The organism is Agromyces sp. NPDC056523 (assembly GCF_042794545.1).
GTDB lineage: Bacteria > Actinomycetota > Actinomycetes > Actinomycetales > Microbacteriaceae > Agromyces.
This window is the reverse complement of the sequence record NZ_JBHTTM010000004.1, coordinates 97347-117840: the sequence shown is the minus strand read 5'-3', so window position 1 is coordinate 117840 and position 20494 is coordinate 97347. Positions and strand designations below refer to the sequence as shown.

The 20494-nt window shown below is 70.8% G+C and carries 20 protein-coding genes; 11 read left to right on the top strand and 9 right to left on the bottom strand.

Translation table 11 applies throughout. The features are described from left to right. Positions 1-23: 23 nt before the first annotated feature. From ACFQ58_RS13955 to ACFQ58_RS13920, 8 genes are all read left to right on the top strand, one after another. Positions 24-782 (top strand): SDR family NAD(P)-dependent oxidoreductase, encoded by a 759-nt coding sequence (locus ACFQ58_RS13955; protein ID WP_376951757.1) that lies wholly within the window; start codon positions 24-26, stop codon positions 780-782. Continuing rightward, positions 779-1525 (top strand): SDR family NAD(P)-dependent oxidoreductase, encoded by a 747-nt coding sequence (locus ACFQ58_RS13950; RefSeq protein ID WP_376951756.1) that lies wholly within the window; start codon positions 779-781, stop codon positions 1523-1525. Before ACFQ58_RS13955 ends, ACFQ58_RS13950 begins: the two co-directional genes overlap by 4 nt. Positions 1526-1540: 15 nt before the next feature. Beyond that, entirely contained in the window at positions 1541-1828 is a 288-nt protein-coding gene (locus ACFQ58_RS13945; protein WP_376951755.1) for an ArsR/SmtB family transcription factor, read from the top strand. A 6-nt stretch (positions 1829-1834) separates the two neighbouring features. Next, positions 1835-2788, top strand: a complete 954-nt coding sequence (gene speB, locus ACFQ58_RS13940) for an agmatinase (RefSeq protein ID WP_376951754.1) — start codon at positions 1835-1837, stop codon at positions 2786-2788. 40 nt (positions 2789-2828) lie between these two features. Beyond that, positions 2829-3431 carry a VOC family protein gene (locus ACFQ58_RS13935; protein WP_376951753.1) on the top strand — a complete coding sequence of 201 codons (603 nt, stop codon included), beginning with the start codon at positions 2829-2831 and terminating at the stop codon, positions 3429-3431. A 123-nt stretch (positions 3432-3554) separates the two neighbouring features. Beyond that, positions 3555-3815, top strand: a complete 261-nt coding sequence (locus tag ACFQ58_RS13930) for a BatC protein (protein WP_376951752.1) — start codon at positions 3555-3557, stop codon at positions 3813-3815. Then, positions 3812-5047, top strand: coding sequence for a cupin domain-containing protein (locus ACFQ58_RS13925; protein WP_376951751.1), 1236 nt, complete (start codon positions 3812-3814; stop codon positions 5045-5047). The genes ACFQ58_RS13930 and ACFQ58_RS13925 overlap by 4 nt, the downstream gene beginning before the upstream one ends. Further along, complete coding sequence (locus tag ACFQ58_RS13920) at positions 5044-5991, top strand: sucrase ferredoxin (RefSeq protein ID WP_376951750.1); 948 nt, start codon at positions 5044-5046, stop codon at positions 5989-5991. Before ACFQ58_RS13925 ends, ACFQ58_RS13920 begins: the two co-directional genes overlap by 4 nt. On the opposite strand, the gene ACFQ58_RS13915 is transcribed toward ACFQ58_RS13920, so the two are convergent. Genes ACFQ58_RS13915 through ACFQ58_RS13900 form a run of 4 tightly spaced genes read right to left on the bottom strand, consistent with a single transcriptional unit; the run spans position 5951 to position 8009 of the window. After that, on the bottom strand, positions 5951-6706 hold the full coding sequence (locus tag ACFQ58_RS13915; RefSeq protein WP_376951749.1) for a TSUP family transporter: 756 nt from the start codon (positions 6704-6706) through the stop codon (positions 5951-5953). The two genes, ACFQ58_RS13920 and ACFQ58_RS13915, sit on opposite strands and share 41 nt — an antisense overlap. Next, positions 6703-7386: a YdeI family protein gene (locus tag ACFQ58_RS13910; RefSeq protein WP_376951748.1), complete on the bottom strand. Its 684-nt coding sequence runs from the start codon at positions 7384-7386 to the stop codon at positions 6703-6705. Before ACFQ58_RS13910 ends, ACFQ58_RS13915 begins: the two co-directional genes overlap by 4 nt. 49 nt (positions 7387-7435) lie before the next feature. Continuing rightward, entirely contained in the window at positions 7436-7819 is a 384-nt protein-coding gene (locus tag ACFQ58_RS13905) for an iron chaperone (protein WP_376951746.1), read from the bottom strand. Positions 7820-7838: 19 nt separating this feature from the next. Then, positions 7839-8009 (bottom strand): hypothetical protein, encoded by a 171-nt coding sequence (locus tag ACFQ58_RS13900; protein ID WP_376951744.1) that lies wholly within the window; start codon positions 8007-8009, stop codon positions 7839-7841. A gap of 275 nt (positions 8010-8284) precedes the next feature. Here ACFQ58_RS13900 and ACFQ58_RS13895 point away from each other — a divergent pair, with 275 nt between their 5' ends. The 3 genes from ACFQ58_RS13895 (at position 8285) to ACFQ58_RS13885 (ending at position 12367) form a co-directional block, all read left to right on the top strand. Further along, entirely contained in the window at positions 8285-10705 is a 2421-nt protein-coding gene (locus ACFQ58_RS13895) for a M14 family metallopeptidase (protein WP_376951743.1), read from the top strand. 171 nt (positions 10706-10876) lie between these two features. Continuing rightward, positions 10877-11377: a bifunctional nuclease family protein gene (locus ACFQ58_RS13890; RefSeq protein WP_376951742.1), complete on the top strand. Its 501-nt coding sequence runs from the start codon at positions 10877-10879 to the stop codon at positions 11375-11377. 66 nt (positions 11378-11443) lie between these two features. After that, positions 11444-12367, top strand: a complete 924-nt coding sequence (locus ACFQ58_RS13885; protein WP_376951741.1) for a potassium channel family protein — start codon at positions 11444-11446, stop codon at positions 12365-12367. A 2-nt stretch (positions 12368-12369) separates the two neighbouring features. On the opposite strand, the gene ACFQ58_RS13880 is transcribed toward ACFQ58_RS13885, so the two are convergent. The 5 genes from ACFQ58_RS13880 to ACFQ58_RS13860 all read right to left on the bottom strand — a co-directional run bounded on the left by ACFQ58_RS13880 (position 12370) and on the right by ACFQ58_RS13860 (position 20446). Beyond that, a complete protein-coding gene (locus tag ACFQ58_RS13880) occupies positions 12370-13590 on the bottom strand; it encodes a nitrate/nitrite transporter (RefSeq protein ID WP_376951740.1) in 1221 nt (406 codons plus the stop codon). Continuing rightward, complete coding sequence (gene narI, locus ACFQ58_RS13875) at positions 13590-14381, bottom strand: respiratory nitrate reductase subunit gamma (protein WP_376951739.1); 792 nt, start codon at positions 14379-14381, stop codon at positions 13590-13592. Before narI ends, ACFQ58_RS13880 begins: the two co-directional genes overlap by 1 nt. Continuing rightward, positions 14378-15010 (bottom strand): nitrate reductase molybdenum cofactor assembly chaperone, encoded by a 633-nt coding sequence (narJ, locus tag ACFQ58_RS13870; protein WP_376951738.1) that lies wholly within the window; start codon positions 15008-15010, stop codon positions 14378-14380. The genes narI and narJ overlap by 4 nt, the downstream gene beginning before the upstream one ends. Then, entirely contained in the window at positions 15007-16683 is a 1677-nt protein-coding gene (gene narH / locus ACFQ58_RS13865; RefSeq protein WP_376951737.1) for a nitrate reductase subunit beta, read from the bottom strand. The genes narJ and narH overlap by 4 nt, the downstream gene beginning before the upstream one ends. A 61-nt stretch (positions 16684-16744) precedes the next feature. Continuing rightward, a complete protein-coding gene (locus ACFQ58_RS13860) occupies positions 16745-20446 on the bottom strand; it encodes a nitrate reductase subunit alpha (protein ID WP_376951736.1) in 3702 nt (1233 codons plus the stop codon). Positions 20447-20494: the final 48 nt, after the last annotated feature.

The window sequence follows — 20494 nt, the reverse complement described above, 5'->3', positions numbered from 1 at the left end:
CGCGACGCAGAGGAGGAGACGCGATGACTCAGCGATTCGAAGGAAAGGTCGTGCTCGTGACGGGCGCGGGCGGCGGCATCGGAACGGCGATCGGCGAGCGGTTCGCCCGCGAGGGCGCGCAGGTCGTGCTGTGCGACCGTGACGCGGATGCCGCGGAGCTGACGCGTGCCCGGATCGCCGACGCGGGTGGCTCGGCGAGCGTCGAGGCGTTCGACGTCGCGGATGGCGCGGCCGCAAGATCCGCCGTCGACCGGGTCGTCGCTGAGCGTGGCCGAGTCGACGTGCTCGTGAACAACGCCGGCATCAACCGGCGCGGCGCGCTGCTCGACCTCACCGAGGACGACTGGCGCCTCAGCTTCGCGGTGAACGTCGACTCGTTGTTCCACATGAGTCGCGCAGTGCTGCCGCACCTGATCGCGGCCGGTGGCGGGGCGATCGTGAACACCGCATCGCAATGGGGGCTGCATCCGGCGCCCGCCCACATCGCGTACAACGTGACGAAGGCCGCGGTCGTGTCGTTCACGCAGAACCTGGCGCGCGACTACGCGCCGCAGGGCGTGCGCGTCAACGCGGTCGCGCCGGGCGAGGTGCACACGCCGATGCTCGAGGCCGGGCTCGCCCGCAGCGGGCGGACCGTCGCCGACCTCGACGCGCTCGTGCCCTTCGGCCGCATCGGCAAGCCCGAGGAGATCGCCGCGATCATCGCATTCCTCGCCTCCGACGAGGCGCCGTACATGACCGGCGCGATCGTCGAGGCGACCGGCGCGCAGGCCGTCGCATGAGCGCGCTCACCGGCAGGGTCGTGCTCGTCACCGGCGGCTCGCGGGGCATCGGCAAGGCCACCGTTGAGGCCGCGCACCGCGACGGTGCTGAGGTCGTCGTTCACTACGGACGGAACGAGGGCGCGGCGCGCGCGCTCGCCGAGTCGCTCAGCTCGCGCGTGCACCTCGTGACCGGCGACCTGCTCGCACCCGGTGAGGCCGACCGGGTGTGGGACCGCGCGGTGGCGGCGGCCGGGCGCGTGGACGTGCTCGTGAACAACGCCGGCGCCTGGATCGCTTCGTCGCTCGACGACAGCGCCGATTGGCGCGAGGGCTGGGCGCAGAACCTGCAGCTGAACCTCCAGGCGCCGGCCGACCTGTGCCGCAGCGCCATCCGTCACTTCAGGGAACGGAACGGCGGAGGAATCATCGTCAACGTCGCCAGCCGCTCGTCGCACAGAGGCGACGACGCCGAGCACCTCGCCTATGGCGCCGCGAAGGGCGGGCTGCTCGCGCTGACCAAGGGCATCGCCCGCGGCTGTGCGAAGGACGGCGTCCTGGCCTTTGCGGTCGCGCCGGGCTGGGTCGCCACCGACATCGCGGCAGAGGATCCCGCCAATGCCGACCTGGCGGCGACCCTGCCGCTCGGCGAGATCACCCCGGCATCGGATGTCGCGGAGATGATCGTGTTCCTGGCCTCGGGCCGGTCGCGTCACACGACCGGCGCGACGATCGACATCACGGGCGCCGACTACGTGCGCTGAGCTGAGGAGCCGCACATGCTGAGACCCGCCACCTGCGCCTTCGAGGCGATCGCCCACCCGGTGCGCCGCGACCTGCTCGACGCGCTGCGCGAGACGGGGCCCGTGTCGATCACCGACCTCGCCGCGCGCTGCGAGGTGTCCCGATCGACCGCGTCCCGCCACCTCGAGATCCTCCGCGGCGCCGGGCTGGTGGTGGCGCGAACGTCCACGCCCGCCCTGCACCATGAGCTCGATCGGAGGGCGTTCGACGCGATCGACGACTGGCTCTGGCCGTTCGTCGATGCGCAGGGCGCGTCGGCCTAGTCTCGAATGGTGGACGAAGGAGCGATCATCGGGCAGCGCGACGAGCCCGACCTTCCCCGATACGCCGGCATCGCGACGTTCGCCCTGCTTCCCGGGATCGAGGACGTGGAACATGCCGACCTCGCGGTCGTCGGCATCCCGTTCGACTCGGGCACGAGCTTCCGCCCGGGCGCACGGTTCGGGCCCGCGCACATCCGCGAGCACTCGCGGCAGCTGCACCCCTACCACCAGTTCCACGACACCTTCCCCTTCCGCAACCGGCAGGTCGTCGACGCGGGGGACTTCGGCGTCGGCCCGTACGACATCGAGCGGGCCGTAGAGACGATCCACGCCAGGGCCGCACGGCTCGTCGCCGGCGGAACCAGGATCCTCGCCCTCGGCGGCGATCACACCATCGCGCTCCCGTTGCTGCGCGCCGCGGCGGAGGCGCACGGGCCGCTCGCGGTGCTGCACTTCGACGCGCATCTCGACACGTGGGACGTGCTGCACGGCGCGAGCATCTGGCACGGCTCCCCGTTCCGCCGGGCGGCCCAGGAAGGGCTGCTCGATCTCGAACACTGCCAGCACGTGGGCATCCGTGGCGGGATCTACGACCCGAGCGAGCTCGACGACGACCGACGCCTCGGCTTCGCCATGATCAGGAGCGAGGCCTTCCAGGAGCGGTCGATGGAGGACATCGCCGACCAGGTCCTCGAGCGGCTCGGCTCCGGTCCGGTGTACGTGTCGATCGACATCGACGTGCTCGATCCCTCGCAGGCGCCCGGGACCGGCACGCCCGAGGTCGCCGGCATCACGACGCGCGAGCTCTTCGCGGTGCTCAGGCGGCTGCGCGGGCTCGACATCGTCGGCGGTGACGTGGTCGAGGTCGCACCGGCGTACGACCACGCCGGGGTCACCGGGCTCGCCGCCGCGCACACCGCGTGGGAGGTCCTGACCCTGATGGGGCTCGCTCAACGCTGAGGACCTGTCGCGAGGCGGGATGGCGCTCCATACTGGGCACATGACCACGGCCATGGCCGATCCGGTCGGCGACGTCATCGGGGACTATCGGGCGTTCACCGCGCAGCAGCGTGACCGCCTGCTCACCCGAGGCATCGACATCACGCCGTACGAGCTGGGGCATCTCGCCTTCCGCGTGCCGGAATGGGAACAGTACCTCCACGTGCGCACCCTGCTCGAACGCCACGCCATCGCCAACAGGGAGGGCATCTGGAACGGGCGGCCGATGTCGATGATCCTCCTTGCCGAGCCGCTCCAAGTCCTGGACGGCAAGGAGTTCCCGCTCATCGAGCTCATCCCGCCTGTGCACCAGCGCGTCTACAAGATGGGCATGGAGCACTTCGGGGTCGTCGTCGGCGAGGAGGTCGACGCGTTCTCCCGCACCCATCGCGAGGTGCTGACCGGCCAGCAGTTCCAGAACCGATGGAACGAGCCGTACTACGTGCTGTTCGAGGACTTCACGCACGTGAAGTTCCACCGCCGCTCGCTGCGCGAGGTGATCGAGCTGCAGCATGGCGGGACATTCGACGGCTTCCACCACGTCGAGGGCTGGATCCCGCAGCGGCTGGTCACCGCGACCGGACCGAACCCCCTGCCGCGCTGAGCGGAGCGCGCGGTGTCGGTCGACCTGGCGTCGCAACGCGGCTCGTGGGGAAGTCTCGTCACCCCGTCGCGGCTGCCGGAGCCACTCGGTACGCTGAGCCGAGACGCTAGGGGAGGACAGCGAATGACGATCAACGACGACGACATCACCCTCGAGCCGGGCGCCGAGGGCGAAGGCGAAGCCGACGGCGGTGCCAACCCGAGCGGCCACGACGGCGGCGCCGACGGCTCCGCCGCCGGAGGTGAGGGCGTTGCGGATGGTGGCGCCAACCCAGGCGGCCACGATGGCGGCGCCGACGGGTCTGCCGCTGAAGACGAGGGTACGGCCGACGGCGGTGCCAACCCGAGCGGTCACGACGGCGGCGCCGACGGTTCGGCGGAGTGACCGGAACGGAGCGCGGGCCGGCGAGCCGGCCCGCGCTCTCACGCTGCATCCGGGTCGACGCTGACGAATTCGCCCACCGGTACTGGGGTCGCGAGCCGCTCCTCTCCACCGCGAGCGAGCTCGAGGGCGGGTTCGATGACCTGTTCTCGGCGGAGGCGGTCGACGAACTCCTCACGCGACGCGGCGTGCGCACCCCATTCATCCGGATGGCGCACGAGGGCGCGGTGCTCGCGCCATCCGCGTACACCGCCTCGGGCGGGTTCGGTGCGGAGATCGCCGACCAGGTCTCCAGCGACAAGGTGCTCGCCGAGTTCGCGGGCGGCGCGACCATCGTGCTGCAGGGACTGCATCGGCTGTGGCCGCCGATCATCGAGTTCACGCGTGCGCTCGTCGCCGACCTCGGCCATCCCGTGCAGGTCAACGCCTACGTGACCCCGCCGTCGTCGCAGGGGTTCGAACCCCACTACGACACCCACGACGTCTTCGTGTTGCAGGTCTCCGGCGAGAAGCACTGGCGCATCCACGCGCCGGTGCACGTCGACCCGCTGCGCTCCCAGCCGTGGGAGCAGCACCGCGCCGCCGTCGCGCGCGCCGCGACGCAGGAGCCGGTGATCGACGCCGTGCTCCATCCGGGCGACGCCCTGTACCTGCCCCGCGGATGGATCCACTCAGCGACCGCGCTCGGTGCGACATCCGTGCACCTGACCGTGGGCATGTCGGCCTACACGCGTGCCGACGTCGCGGCGGCGCTGCTCGAACAACTCGGCGAGCACGCTGCCCTGCGCGCGTCGCTCCCGCTCGGTCTCGACCTGCACGACGCGGCTGCACTGGCACCCGTCGTCGAGGAGACACGCCGCGATCTCGTCGAGGCACTCCGGCAGGCGGATGCCCTGGGGCCGGCCGCCGCCCTCGGCCGCCGCTTCGAGGCCGATACGCGAGCCGAGCCGATCGCTCCACTCGCCACGCTCGAGGCCCTTGCGACGCTGGACGCGTCGACACCGGTGCGATGGCGTGAGTCGTTCGCGGTGCGCATCCAGGCCGTCGACGACCGCGTGCGCCTCGTGACCCGTACCAAGACCGTGTCGATGCCGATCGAGGCCGAATCGGCCGTGCGACGACTCGCCTCGGGCGGCGTGCTCACTCCGGCGGAACTCCCCGGGCTCGACGCGGAGAGCGCGGTCGTGGTGGTGCGCAGGCTCGTGCACGAGGGGTTCGTGGTGGCGCCCGCGTGAGCCTCGCCGCCGAGCACTGGGAACCGTGCAGCGACCGCGCTCGCGAGCGGCGGGACCCCTTGGCGGGCACCGGCCCGCGCGGACTGCGCTGGTTCCTCATCGAGATCGCGGCGAGCTGGGGGCAGAACGCGCTGCTCGACGAACCGTTCGACCGGGCCCTCGGTGGCGCGCTGGTTCGGCGCATCGAGGGCGCCGGGATGCGGCCGCTCGCCATTCGTCGGACCGGCCGCCGGTCCGCTCCCACCGTGCAGCGGTGGGCGATCGTCGATTCGCGGCCCGGCCACGAGAGCGTGGTGTGGGGCACGGTCGCGGATGCCGCGGCGCTCCTGGAGGTGCCGCTGGACGGATCGGCGGGCCGCCCCTCGTCCCGTCCGCTCTACTGCGTGTGCACCCACGGCAGGCACGACCAGTGCTGCGCGGTGCGGGGACGCCGGGTCGTCATGGCGCTCGCGGAGGCGCGGCCCGAGGAGACGTGGGAATGCTCGCACCTCGGCGGCGACCGGTTCGCCGGAACGATGGTCGTCTTCCCGCACGGCCTGTACTACGGGTACGCCGACGACGGCGATCCGGTGCGAATCGCGGATGCGTTCGAGGACGGACGGGTCGTGTCCGAGCGGTACCGCGGACGCAGCTCGCTGTCGCATCCGGTGCAGGCCGCCCAGCATCACGCGCGGACGCGATTCGGCGACGACCGGATCGCGTCGTTCTCGCCGATCGCCGAGGAGGCGACCGAGACCGGGTGGCGGGTGCGTCTCGCCGGCGCCGACGGCGAGGTCGTGGTGGAGCTCGACGAGGCTCGCTCCGAGCCACTGCTGTCGACCTGCGCCGCGACACGATTCGTGCAGGTGCGCCAGTATGGGCTTCGCTCGATCCGGTCGGAGGATCGGGCTGAGGGCACGCGGCCTACGGACGGACCAGGAGGTAGACCCCCGACGCCAGCGTGAGGACCAGCACGATGCGCTCGAACCAGACGGCCGAGATGCGACGCGCGACCCGCCACCCGATGAGCGCGCCGACGACCAACGCCGGCACGAGCACGAGGTTCAGCACCAGCGACTCGGGCGTCATGAGCCCGAGCCCGACCGAGAACGGCACCTTGAAGGCGTTCACGATGAGGAAGAACCACGCGGCCGTGCCGAGCACGGCCTGCACGGGCAGGCGGGATGCCACGAAGTAGAGCGACATCACCGGGCCTGCGGCGTTCGCGACCATCGTCGTGAAGCCGCCGAGCGGACCGAACACGTGCGCGAGTCCCGGCGGCACGGGTCGCGGCTCGGCGCCCTGCCGCCGATCGCGCACGATGAGCGCGACGCGCAGCACGACGAGCAGGACGAGGATCGCGCCGATGATGCGGCGCACGGTCGCGTCATCGGCGAACCAGAGCACGACCACGCCGAGCAGCACGCCCACCACCACCGACGGGATGAGCCGACGGAGGATCCCCCAGTCGGCGTGCGCGTGGTACATCCGCACCGCGATGAGGTCGCCGACGAGCAGGAGACCGAGCACTGCGCCCGTCGACGCCCGTGCAGGCAGGACCGTCGCGAACAGGGCCGCGGGGATCGGCCCGAACGCGGGCATGCCGCTCTTCGAGAGTCCGATCGCGCACGCGGCGAGCGCGAGCAGCAGCCAGTCGAGCGGCGTGAAGGTCGCGATCACGCGCCGGAGTCGGCGCCGGAGGTCGCGGCCCGCGCTGCCTCGGCCGCGCGTTCGGCCCACTTCGGCGTCTCGCCGTACCGCTGCGGCGGCACGAGCCGGCCTGCCGCGCTGTCGTCGATGAGCTGGGCCAGTCGCCGCTCGCGCGTCGCCTCCTGCTTCGCGGAGAGCACCCAGTGCACCACTTGGCGTCGGTAGGTCGGCGTCGCCTCCTGCCAGAAGGCGGATGCCGCGGCATCGGCTGCGAGCCGCGCCGCCTGCTCGGTCGGGAGGTCCTGGGGCGGGTTCTCGAACGAGTAGATGCCCGACCGGTCGTCGCGTCGGCGCTCGAACGCGGTGACGCCGGCCGGCCGCATGCGCCCCTCGGCGGTGAGCCGCTCGACGATCGCGATGTTGACGGACGACCAGTTGCTCGTCGGCTTGCGGGGCGTCCAGCGCTGGCGGCGCGCATCGTCGTCGATGCGCTGCGAGACCGAGTCGATCCATCCGTAGCAGAGGGCCTCGGGAACGGCATCCTCCCACGTGAGGCCGCGGTCGGGCACGTGCTTCTTGTTGAGGCCCATCCACAGCTCGGTCTCGCTGGCATGGTTCGCCTCGAGCCAGTCGCGGAACTCCTCGGGCCCGGAGAAGAAGATCGCGGGTCGCTCGGGAGTGCCGCCGGGCGTGCCGATGGTGGCGCTCATGGCACGAGTCTGCCAGCTGCCACCGTCATGCGGCGGTCGCGGCGGCCGCTCAGTCCGCCGCGCCCGCGCGCTTCGCGACGATCGCGGCGGTGATCCGCGAGATGAGCGCATCGGGCAGCTCGGCGGAGTGCGTGAAGGTCACCGAGTCCTTGCCCGACCGCAACGGCGCCACCTCGGACTCGAGCGGTTCGGGCAGGGTCGGGACCGGGTAGATGCCGATGTGCTGCTTCCACCCGGCGAAGTGCAGCGCGTAGCGCCCGCCGAGCATGACGGCGGCGATGCCGTAGCGCATCTTCTCCTCGGGGTGCGGGACCTCGGCGACGATGGCCGCGCGTGTGCGCCGGAGCCGGTCGGCGATGTCGTCGGGGAACGAGTCGATGTACTCGTCGACCGTCTGCGGCGTCACGGCCGCGCCATCCGCTGCGGATGCCATGGTGTCGGGGTCCTCAGGCTCAGGGCAGGTCGAACGCGGTGTCGCCGAGCATGATCGTCGCCGCGGCGAGCACCACGGCCGAGCCGATCACGAGCGCGCCCATCACGAGCATGAGCGCGGTGCCGAGCAGCGTGATCTTCGACTCACGGCCGATCGGCGTGGATTCCGGCGTCGTGCGGTAGTCGGTCATCGCTGGCTCCTTCGGCTCACGGGCGGTCGCGCTCCCGATTGTCGCAGACCGGCGCGCGCCCCGGCAGCCGAACGTCCGCGAACCGGAGGGATGTCTACGCAATTCGTCCCGACGGCTTTTGTCGTCATTGACGCGAAAGGTGCCAACCGATAGACAGAGCCCACGCCCAGCCGGGCCCGCACTCGCGGTTCGGGCTGGGGCAGCTCCGCATGAGGCTCCACCCACAGCGCCACCATCACGTGAAGGGGACACCGATGCACACCGTCAGGAGAAGGATGCTCGGAGGGTCGGCGGCCGTCGCCGCGCTCGCCGGGCTCATGTTGACCAGCATGACCCCGATCAGCCCAGCCAGCGGTACGGAGCCGCTGCCCGAGCTGATCCGCAACGCCGACGAGGACGTCGCCGTCGTCGAGGTCCAGCTTGCCGACCACACCGAGCTCGATCGCCTCGTCGACACCGGCGTCGACCTCGATCACGCCGCCCACCTGAACGCGGACGGCACGCTGACCGCGCACGCCGTGATCGGCGAGGGCGAAGCCGAGGCGCTCCGTGCGCGAGGCTTCGCGGTCGGCACGACCATCCACGACGACGAGGACACCGAGGAGGTGCTCGCGGAGCGCGACGCCACCATCGCCGCCGCCGTCGAGGAGAACGCGGAGTTCGCCGCGGCCGCGGAGGCCGCGACCGTCTCCGACGTCAAGATCATCCGCGCGGACTACTACACCTCGTTCGGCGTCGGCTACCTGTCGGTCGAGGCGAAGTGGGCGGACGGGCAGACGAGCACCTCGCCGCTCACCGTCCAGCGCGACAGCGGCGCCGGGACCGCGATGGGCTCCGGCGGCAGCCAGAACATCACGCGCTTCGTGGACGCCGGTGTGTACCTCTACCACCGCGGTGCGTCCGTCGTCTCGACCCGCCCCGACACCGTCCAGATCACCAGCCCCACCGGCGACGTCGCGACCGCGAAGGTGACCGACTGGCTGCCGATCGAGGGCGAGCCCGAGGTGAGCCCCGACTACCAGTCGGACTTCATCACCTCGTACCTCACCCCGACCGAGCTCTACGACCGGATCCACGCGCTCGCCGCGGAATACCCGCAGATCGCTGAGATCGTCGAACTGCCGAACCAGACGAACGGGTACCGGCGCCTCGCCCAGGCCGTGCTCGGCACCGCGAACGCCAGCCGGGTCGGCATCGACTCCATCGCGTGGGGCCACGAGGGCGGCAACGACCTCCGGGTCGCCCTGACGAACCCCGGCGCGGCGGACTCCCCGCTGTCGGTCGCGGTCGCCGGTGACGACATCACGGTCTCGCTCGCCACGAACGCGAGCGGCGCGGTGACCAGCACGGCGGCCGAGGTCGTCGCCGCGCTCAACGCCGACCCCGCGGCATCCGACCTGGTCACCGCCTACACCTACCGCGGCAACGCGGGCACGGGCGTGGTCGCGCCGGTCGGGTTCACCAACCTCAGCGACGGGCTCAGCGCTCCGGCCTCGGTCTCGCGCGACCCGCAGACCGTGTACGCCATCCGCATCGGCAAGGTGCGGGACGGTTCGAAGCCCGGCGTGCTCGCCTACGCCCAGGAGCACGCGCGCGAGTGGGTGCCGCCGCTGGTCACGATCGAGACGGCCGAGCGGCTGCTGCGCAACTACGAGCTCGACGGTCCGACCAAGCAGCTGGTCAACAACCTCGACATCTGGATCGTGCCGTCCGTGAACCCCGACGGCGGTCACTTCTCGTTCTACGACTTCGCGTCGCAGCGCCGGAACATGACCAACCACTGCCCGACCACCGGCAACGCGGACTTCCTGGCCCGCACCGCCTGGGGCGTCGACGTCAACCGCAACTACGACACGTACAGCCTCTTCGACGGGTACAACGGCGCGTCGGCCTCGTGCACGAACGACGTGTACGCCGGTCCTGCCGAGCTGAGCGAGCCGGAGAGCGCGAACATCGACTGGATCGCGAGCGAGAACGACAACATCAAGTTCGCGATGAACCTGCACAGCTCGGGCAACTACTTCATGTGGTCGCCCGGCGCGTACATCACGCCCGGTCGCATCTCGGCGCCGCGTCCGACGCTCGAGGAGGAGTCGTACTTCTGGGGCGCCTCGGCTCGGATCCTCACCGAGATCAAGCAGTACCGGGGGATGTCGGTGACGCCCGCCCGCACGGGCCCGATCTCGGACGTGCTCTACTCTGCGGCCGGCAACTCCGGCGACATGCTCTGGTACAAGCACGGGATCTACGCCTGGAACTTCGAGGTCGGCACGCAGTTCCAGCCGCCGTTCTCGAACGCGAACCCCAACGGAGCGTCGGCGCATGCCGAGTCGCAGGAGTACGCCAACGGGCTCATGGAGCTCATCCGCGTCGCCTACGACTTCGACAAGGACTCGCAGCGCCCGGAGAGCACCGTCACGGTCTCGACGAGCAGCGAGCCCGGGATGGTCGACCTGAAGTTCACCACGACCGAACCGGCCGCCGTCTTCTACACGCTCGATGGGTCGAAGCCGACCTTCGAGTCGACGATGTACGCCACCGCGGGCATCCGCGAGGGCGGCGAGACGGTCACCGTGCCCGTGGGCACGAAGGTGCACTGGTTCTCGGTCGACTCGGCCGGCAACGTCGAGAAGAACTACCGTCCCGACGGCAAGGCGAACAACCACAACAAGCTGACGGTCATCGCGCCCCAGTGATCCGTCGCTGAAAAGGCTGCGGCCGCGGCATCCATTGCGGATGCCGCGGCCGCGGTGCGTTCGGGCGGGGACCCCTCCGAGGCGGGCCGGCGTGACGGGCCAACGGGCCCGACGGGCCGGGGACACCGGGCGTACTCTGGGGAAACACCCGATCGCCAGACGGGAGGGGTCATGGTCCAGGTCCGCGTCCTCGGGGTCGCGCTCGACGCGTCGGGGCAGCACATCATCCTGCTGAAGCCGCTCGGCGAGGCGGCGAGCGAGGGGCGCGTGCTGCCGATCTGGATCGGCGCGCAGGAGGCGACCTCCATCCTCATCGCGATCCAGGGTGAGCAGGCGCCGCGGCCGCTGTCGCACGACCTCATGAAGATGCTGCTCGAGGCAGTCGGCTCGCGGATCGATCGCGTCGAGGTCACGCGCATCGACGAGGGCACCTTCTACGCCGAGCTCTCGATCACCGGCCCGACCGGCCAGTACACGATCGACGCGCGTCCGTCCGACTCGGTCGCGCTCGCCTCGCGGACGGGGGCACCGCTGTTCGTCGCCGACGAGGTGCTCGACGAGGCCGGCATCCCCGCCGAGATGGTCGAGCCGCATGAGGAGACCGAGGAGGAGAAACTCGAGGAGTTCAAGAAGTTCCTCGACGACGTCGACCCCGAGGACTTCCAGGGCTGAGGTCCGGGGCGAACACGCCCCGAGCGCGCGGCACCGCGGGCGCGTCATCCGAGGACAATCGAGGACGTGGGCTGGATCTGGACGGTCGCCGGCTTCGCGCTCATCGCGATCGGCCTCAACGAGGTGTTCCACACGCTGCTGCATCCGACCGGGCGCGGGCGCTTCTCGCACTACGCGGCGAGCGCATCGTGGGCGTTGTCGGCGCGGTTCGGACGGCGCGGCCGCACCCTCGCGGGCCCGTTCGCGGCGGTCGCCGTCGTCACGGTATGGGCCGGCTTCCAGATCGTGGGGTGGACGTTCGTCTACGTCCCCTACGTGCCCGACGGCTTCTCGTACAATCCCGGGATCATCCCCGGCGCGTATCCGGCCATCCTCGAGGCGTTCTACTTCTCGTCCGTGAACATGTCGACGCTCGGACTCGGCGACGTGTATCCCATCGATCCGTGGCTGCGCGTGTTCGCGCCGATGCAGTCGCTGATCGGGTTCGCGTTGCTCACGGCCGCGGTGTCCTGGTTCATCGAGCTCTATCCCGGACTCGGGCGCCGGCGCGCGCTCGCGCTGCGGATCGCGCTCGCCCGGCGGGCCGACACGGCCGACCACCTGCTCGACATGGAGTCGGCGACCTCGAGCGCGCTGCTCGACGGGATCACCACCGACCTCGCCCAGGCGAGAGTGGACGTCTGGCACAACGCCGAGTCGTACTACTTCACCGAGGACGACCCCGAGGCCTCGCTCGCGGCACAGCTGCCGTACGCGCTCCACCTCGCGCGGCTCGCGCGCCGTTCGTCGGATCGCACCGTGCGGATCAGCGGCCAGATGCTCGAGGAGGCCGTGGACGACTTCGCGCACGTGCTGCGCGGGCGGTTCATCCCGGCGGCCGTCGCCGCCGACGGCGACACCGACGGCACCCTCCGCGAATACGCGCGCCAGCACCGGCAGCGGCCGTGGCAGGCCCCGCAGGCTCCGGATGTCGCGACCGAGGCGTCCTGACGTCAGGCCGACGCCCGGTTCCGCCGGGCCAGGAAGAACGTGAACGCGAGTGCCACGAGCGCCGTCGCGCAGAGCAGCAGCAGCCCGATCGTGTAGCTGTGCGTCTCGGCGTTGTACGTCGCGCCCATGACGAGCGGCGGGAAGAAGCCGCCGAGGCCGCCGGCCGCGCCGACGATGCCGGTGACCGTGCCGACGCGCTCGGCCGGGGCCCGCTGGGCGACCCACGTGAAGACCGCACCCGTGCCGAGCCCGAGGAACACGGCCATGAGCACGAACGAGGAGCCCGCGAGCAGCTCGGGCGGCGGCTTGAGCGCGATCACCACGGCCATCACGGCGGCGCCGGCGAGCGAGATGCCGAGCACCTTCGCGGGCCCGATGCGGTCGGAGAGCCATCCGCCGACGGGACGGGAGATGACGGCCGCGATCGCGAAGCCGGCCGTGCGGGCGCCGGCGTCGGCGAGGTCGAAGCCGTAGACCTCCTTGAGGTACGTCGGCAGGTAGGTCGAGAACGCCACGAACCCGCCGAACGTCACGGCGTACAGGAACGCCATCTGCCACGTCACCGCGAGCTTCGAGGCCGCCACGAGCTTCGGCATCACCCGATCGGTGTTCGGCTTCCACGTCGGGGCGTCGCGCATGAACATCCAGACCACGCCGGCCACGACCAGGAGGGCGACCGCGATGATGATGTGCGTCGCCGTGTAGCCGAACCACGCCACCATCCGCGGGGTGAAGAACGACGACAGCGCCGTGCCGCCCATGCCGGCGCCGAACAGGCCGGTCGCGAAGCCGCGCTTCGACGCGTCGTACCAGGCGTTCACGAACGGGATGCCGACCGCGAACGTCGTGCCCGCGATGCCGAGCAGGAACCCGAACGCGATGAGCAGCGGGTACGAGCCGATCTGGCCGGCGTACATGACGAGCAGCACGGGGACCGCCGATACCGCGGTCAGGATGGTGAACATGCTCCGGCCGCCGAACCGGTCGGTGAGCGCGCCCGTGAGGATGCGGCCGAGCGAGCCCACGAGCACGGGCGTCGCGATCAGGATCGACGTCTGCGTGGAATCCAGGTCCAGCTCGTCGGCGTAGCGCACGGCGAGCGGCGCGATGATGTTCCACGCCCAGAAGGTGATCGCGAAGGCGAGCAGCGCGAGGCCGAGGTTGAGTCCCCGGCCCGGGAGTGCCGTGACGGCGGCGGTCGGCTTCGCGGAGGCCTCGGTCATCACGATCCCCTTCCGGTCCGGTCCGGCGTTCGGGCGGGCCGACGGTCGCCGGCCCGGTCGGGCGTGCCGACGGGGGCCCAACCGCGGCGGCGGATGCCGGAGCCGGGAGCGGGTCGCGCGTCACGCGAGCGATAGACGATGTACGGGCGGAACAGGTAGTGGATCGGCGCGGTGAACGCGTGCACGAGCCGGGTGAACGGCCAGATCGCGAACAGCAGCATCCCGATCAGGGTGTGGAGCTGGAAGGCGAGCGAGGCCTCCGACATCGCCGCGATGTCGGGCTGGAAGACGAACAACGAGCGGAACCACGGCGAGACGGTCTCGCGGTAGGTGACCTCCTCGTGCGGACCGAACACGCTGATGACCGTGGTCGCGAGGCCCGCGACGATCGCCGCCACGAGCACGACGTACATCGCCTTGTCGTTCTTCGTCGTCGCCATGAAGACGGGCCCGGTCGTGCGGCGCCGGTAGATCAGGATGCCGACGCCGACGAGCGTCGCGATGCCGGCGACCGTGCCGAGCCCGAGTGCCGTCACGTGGTACAGGTCCTCGCTCACGCCGACCGCGTCGGTCCACGCCTTCGGGATGACGAGCCCGATGACGTGCCCGACGATCACGACGAGGATGCCGAAGTGGAACAGGGGCGAGCCGATGCGCAGCAGCCGCGACTCGTAGAGCTGCGACGAGCGGGTGGTCCAGCCGAACTGGTCGTACCGGTACCGCCAGATGAGGCCGCCGACGAGGATCGCGACCATGACGTAGGGCAGCACGCCCCAGAGCAGCACGCTCATGCGCGTCCTCCGACCGTCGAGAGCGGCAGGAGTCGCGGATCGTACGGCTCGAGGCCGACCGACTCGGTCGGCGGGCCGGCGGAGGCCATCGCCATCGCCTGCTGCCGGTCGGCGGGCGACCGGCCCGGAAGCGTCGCGCACACCGCCGCGACGACGCCCGCGTACGGCGATTCGCGTTCCGCGAGCGCGAGGCGGATCAGCTCGAGGCTCGGCCGGTACTCCTGCAGCAGTGCGGCACCGTCCTCGGGGCGGTGGCGGGCGAACTCGAGCACGAGCGGCAGGTGGTCGGGCAGCTCGCGCGAGCCGGACCCGTCGAGCTCGAGGCCCGCGTCGCGATACCGCTGCCGGAAGTCGACGAGCACCATGCCGCGGCGCCGGGTGTCGCCATCCGTCCAGTACGAGAGGTAGAGCGCGTGGCGCTTCGACAGGTCGAACACGTCGACGTAGGCCCGCTGCACGTCGGCGGCGGGCGTGGCCGCCCACCAGTCGAGCAGCGGGGCGAAGGATGGCGCGGCCGCCGGTGCCGACTCCGCGAGCGCCCGGCGCACCAGCCCGGCGGTGCCGAGCACCGCGTCGTCGGGATAGCTGAGGCAGATCGACGCCGCCTGGTACACGACGGGCCGGTTCATGGTCGGTCCTCCGCGTCCTCGGCGCGCTTCGGGAACAGCCCCGGCGGCGCGCCCTGGCCGTCCCAGTTGAGCAGGTTCACGCGCCCGCGCAGCGTGTCGTCGCCGGCCGCGCGGTCGGAGGTCTGCCGATCGCGCAACGCCTGGAACGTCTCGACGGCCACGGGCGCCGGGCGTCCGCTCGCCTCGCCGAAGGGCCCCGAGCCGAGCTCGTACGGTCCGCCGTCGAAGTCGAGCGAGCAGCCGAGCTCCTCGAGCTCGTGCGCGCGCTCGTAGTGCGCGGTCGGGATGACGTACCGCTCGTCGTACTTCGCGATCGCGAGCAGCCGGTACATCTCGTAGACGGTCGCACCGTCCATCCCGACCGCCTGGGCGATCGACTCGTCGCGCTCGCGCTCGAGTGCGATGTCGCGGAGGTACGCCCGCATTGCGGCGAGCTTGCGCAGCACCCCGGTGACGAGGTCGGTGTCACCTGCCGTGAAGAGCTCGGCGAGGTATTCGACGGGGATCCGCAGCGCCTCGATCGCGCCGAACAGCGTGCCGGCCGACTCGGCGTCGTGCCCCTGGTCGCGCAGCAGGTCGACGATGGGCGAGAGCGGCGGGATGTACCACACCATGGGCATCGTCCGGTATTCCGGATGCAGCGGCAGCGCGACGCGGTACTTCTTGGCGAGCGCGTACACGGGCGACCGCCGCGCGGCGTCCATCCAGTCGTCGGCGATGCCCTGCTCGCGCGCCGCGGCGATGACCTCGGGGTCATCGGGGTCGAGCATGAGGTCGAGCTGCGCCTCGTACAGGTCCTTCTCGTCGGGCGTCGACGCCGCCTCGGTGACCCGGTCGGCGTCGTAGAGGAACAGGCCGAGGTACCGCAGCCGTCCGACGCACGTCTCCGAGCACACGGTCGGGATGCCGACCTCGAGGCGCGGGTAGCAGAGCGTGCACTTCTCGGCCTTGCCCGTCTTGTGGTTGAAGTAGATCTTCTTGTACGGGCATCCGGTGATGCACTGGCGCCATCCCCGACACCGGTCCTGGTCGACGAGGACGATGCCGTCCTCCTCGCGCTTGTAGATCGCGCCCGACGGGCACGACGCCATGCACGAGGGATTCAGGCAGTGCTCGCAGATGCGCGGCAGGTAGAACATGAACGTCTGCTCGAACTGGAACTTGATCGCGTCCTCGGACTCGCGCCGGACCTTCTCGACCACGGGGTCGAGGTGCCCGAGCTCGCTCGCGCCGCCGAGGTCGTCGTCCCAGTTCGCCGACCACGTGATCTTCGTGTCCTCGCCGGTGATGAGCGACTTCGGCCGCGCGACCGGGAAGTCGTTGCCGAGCGGCGCGTCGATGAGCGTCTGGTAGTCGTACGTCCACGGCTCGTAGTAGTCCTCGAGCTTGGGCTGCACCGGCGACGAGAAGATCGTGAGCAGGCGCTTGAGCCGGCTCCCGGTCCGCAGCTTCAGCCGTCCGCGCGCGTTCAGCTGCCATCCGCCGCGCCAGGCCTCCTGGTCTTCGTAGCGGCGCGGGTAGCCCTGCCCGGGGCGCGTCTCGACGTTGTTGAACCAGATGTACTCGGTGCCCGCGCGGTTCGTCCACGCCTGCTTGCACGTGACCGAGCACGTGTGGCATCCGATGCACTTGTCGAGGTTCATGACCATGCCCATCTGGGCCATCACTCGCATGAACGGCTCACCTCCGGTGCCTTCCTCCGAGGGGCTGTACTGCGCTTCCGAACCGCATCCATCAGTACGTCACCTCCTGCGAGCGGCGACGGATGGTCGCCACCATGTCGCGCTGGTTGCCGGTGGGTCCGAGGTAGTTGAACGTGTACGACAGCTGGGCGTACCCGCCGATGAGGTGCGTCGGCTTCACGAGCAGCCGGGTCACCGAGTTGTGGATGCCGCCGCGTCGGCCGGTCGCCTCCGACTTGGGCACGTCGATCGTGCGCTCCTGCGCGTGGTGCACGTACACGACGCCCTCGGGCATTCGGTGCGAGACGATCGCCCGGGCGACGAGCACGCCGTTGGAGTTCACGCACTCGACCCAGTCGTTGTCGGCGGCGCCGATGGCCGCGGCATCCGCCGGGCTCATCCACACCGTCGGCCCGCCGCGCGAGAGCGAGAGCATGAAGAGGTTGTCCTGGTACTCGGAGTGGATCGACCACTTCGAGTGCGGCGTGAGGTAGCGGACGACGACCTGCTGCCGCCCGTCGGGGCCGAGCTTCGGTTCGCCGAACAGCCGGTGCATGTCGAGCGGCGGACGGTAGATCGGCATCGTCTCGCCGAGGTCGCGCATCCAATCGTGGTCGAGGTAGAAGTGCATGCGACCGGTGAGCGTGTGGAACGGCTTCAGCCGCTCGATGTTCACGGTGAACGGCGCGTAGCGGCGCCCGCCGGTCTCGGACCCCGACCACTCGGGACTCGTGATGACCGGCACGGGCGCGGCCTGCGTCATCGCGAACGTGATGCGCTTCTCCTCGGAGCCCTCGGCGAGGTCGGCGAGCGGCTTGCCCACGCGTTTCTCGAGGGTCTTGAAGCCCTGCACCGCGAGCTCGCCGTTCGTGGTGCCCGAGAACGAGAGGATCGCCTCGGCGAGCTTCACGTCGGTGTCGATCGCCGGGCGGCCGGCGGCCGGGCCGTCGGGCAGCACGCCGTGCGCCGTCGCGAGCCGCTCGACCTCGTGGCTCACGTCGTACGTGACGTTCTTGATCGTGAAGCCGAGTGTGTCGGCGAGCGGGCCGACGGTCGCGAGCTTGTCGGCGATCGCGGTGTAGTCGCGCTCGACGACGGCGTAGACCGGCATGGTCCTGCCGGGTGTCGGCGGGATGTCGCCGCGCGCCCAATCGCGGACGGTGCCGCCGGGCTGCGCGGTCTCGCCCGGGGTGTCGTGCTGCATCGGCACCGCGACGAGGTCCTTGCGCGTTCCGAGGTGGCGTTGCGCCATCCGCGACAGGTCGCGCGCGATCGCGTGGAACAGGTCGAAGTCGCTCTTCGCCTCCCACGGCGGGTCGATCGCCGGCGTGAACGCGTGCACGAACGGGTGCATGTCGGTCGACGACAGGTCGTGCTTCTCGTACCAGGTCGCGGCGGGGAACACGACGTCGGAGAGCAGGGTCGTCGACGTCATCCGGAAGTCGGCCGAAACCAGCAGGTCGAGCTTGCCCTCGGGGATCTCGTCGCGCCACGCGACCTCGCGCGGGCGGACGGATGCCTCGTCGGAGGCCATCACGTTGCTGTGCGTGCCGAGCAGGTGCTTGAGGAAGTACTCGTTGCCCTTCGCCGACGACCCCATGAGGTTCGAGCGCCACAACGTGAGGACGCGCGGCCAGCTCGTCGGCGCGTCGATGTCGGAGATCGCCGTCTTGAGCGATCCATCGCCGAGCGAGCGGGCGACGAAGGATGCCGCATCGGGCGCGGTGCCGTCGGCCACCGCCGCCTCGGCCCGGTCGGCCAGGTGCAGCGGGTTCTCGTCGAACTGCGGGTAGAACGGCATCCATCCCAGCCGCGCCGACTGCGCGATCGTGTCGGCCGTGTGCATGCCGTCGAGGTTGCCCTCGGCGAGCGGCGACGCGAGCGCATCGGCCGAGTAGCCGTCGAAGCGCCACTGGTCGGTGTGCATGTACCAGTACGACGTGCCGGTCATCGTTCGAGGCGGGCGCGACCAATCGAGCGCGTTCGCGAGCGAGAGCCATCCGGTGATCGGCCGGCACTTCTCCTGACCCACGTAGTGCGCCCAGCCCCCGCCGTTTCGCCCCATCGAGCCGGTCAGGATCAGCAGCGACAGGATGGCGCGATACGTCGCATCCCCGTGGAACCACTGGCAGATGCCGGCGCCCATGATGATCATCGAGCGCCCGCCCGAGTCGATCGCGTTCTGCGAGAACTCGCGGGCGATGCGGATGCAGGCCTCGGCGGGCACGCCGGTGATCTCCTCCTGCCACGACGGCGTGTACGGGGTGTCGCGGTCGTCGTAGCCCGTCGGCCAGTCGCCGGGGAGTCCTTCCCGTGCGACGCCGTACTGCGCGAGCAGCAGGTCGAACACGGTGGTGACGAGCCGGCCGCCGATGCGCGTGGCAGGCACGCCGCGGCGCAGCACGGCGCCCGAGCCATCCGGCGCGTCGAACCGGGGGAGCAGCACCTCGGTGTCCTCCGCCTCGACCTTCGCGTCGCGCACCGACAGGGCGGGGAGCGTGTCGCCGAGGTCGAGGTTCCAGCGGCCCACGCCCGAGTCGGCGTAGCGGAAGCCCATCGAGCCGTTCGGGACGACCGGCTCGCCCGTGGCCGCCTCGAGGACGACCGTCTTCCACGCCTCCTCGGCGGCCGTTCCGCCCAGGTCGGCGGAGGTGAGGAACTTGCCCGGCACGAGCCCGCCGTCGGCGTGCTCGACGAGCGTCACGAGGTGCGGCAGGTCGGTGTACGTGCGCGCGAACTCGACGAAGAACGGCACGCGGCGGTCGACGTAGTGCTCCTTCAGCAGCACGTGGCCCATCGCCATCGCGAGCGCCGCGTCGGTGCCGGCCTGGCACGGCAGCCACTCATCGGCGAACTTCGTGTTGTCGGCGTAGTCGGGGCTGACCGTCACGACCTTCGTGCCGCGGTAGCGCACCTCGGCCATCCAGTGCGCGTCGGGCGTGCGGGTGACGGGCACGTTCGAGCCCCACATCATGAGGTACGTGGCATCCCACCAGTCGCCCGACTCGGGCACGTCGGTCTGGTCGCCGAACACCTGCGGACTCGCGACGGGCAGGTCGGCGTACCAGTCGTAGAACGAGGTCATCACGCCTCCGATGAGCTGCGTGAACCGCGTGCCGACGCAGTGCGACACCATCGACATCGCCGGGATCGGCGAGAATCCTGCGACCCGGTCGGGCCCGTACTCCTTGATGGTGTGCACGTAGCCGGCGGCGACGAGCTCGACGGCCTCGGCCCACGACGCCCGCACGAGCCCGCCCTTGCCGCGCGCCTGCTGGTAGCGGCGGCGCGTCTCGGGGTTCGTCGACACCTCGCCGAACGCGAGCACCGGGTCGCCGAGCCGCGCCTTCGCCTCGCGGTACGCCTCGAGCAGCACGCCGCGAACGTACGGGTAGCGCACGCGGGTCGGCGAGTACGTGTACCAGGAGAAGGCGGCGCCGCGGGGGCATCCGCGCGGTTCGTACTCGGGGCGATCGGGGCCGACGCTCGGATAGTCGGTCTGCTGCGCCTCCCACGTGATGATGCCGTCCTTGACGTACACCTTCCACGAGCAGGAGCCCGTGCAGTTCACCCCGTGCGTCGAGCGCACCACCTTGTCGTGGCTCCATCGGTCGCGATAGAACGCATCGCCCTGGCGGCCGCCCTCGAGGAAGACCGCGCGGTGATCGGGGGTCTCATCACGCCTCGTGAAGAAGCGTCCGATCTCGAGCAGGGCGTCGGACGCGGGACCATCAACTCCGGTGTTGGAGGCCATGACACCGAACCATAGCGGCGCGCGCGCACGGCGCCGAGGGACCTCCGT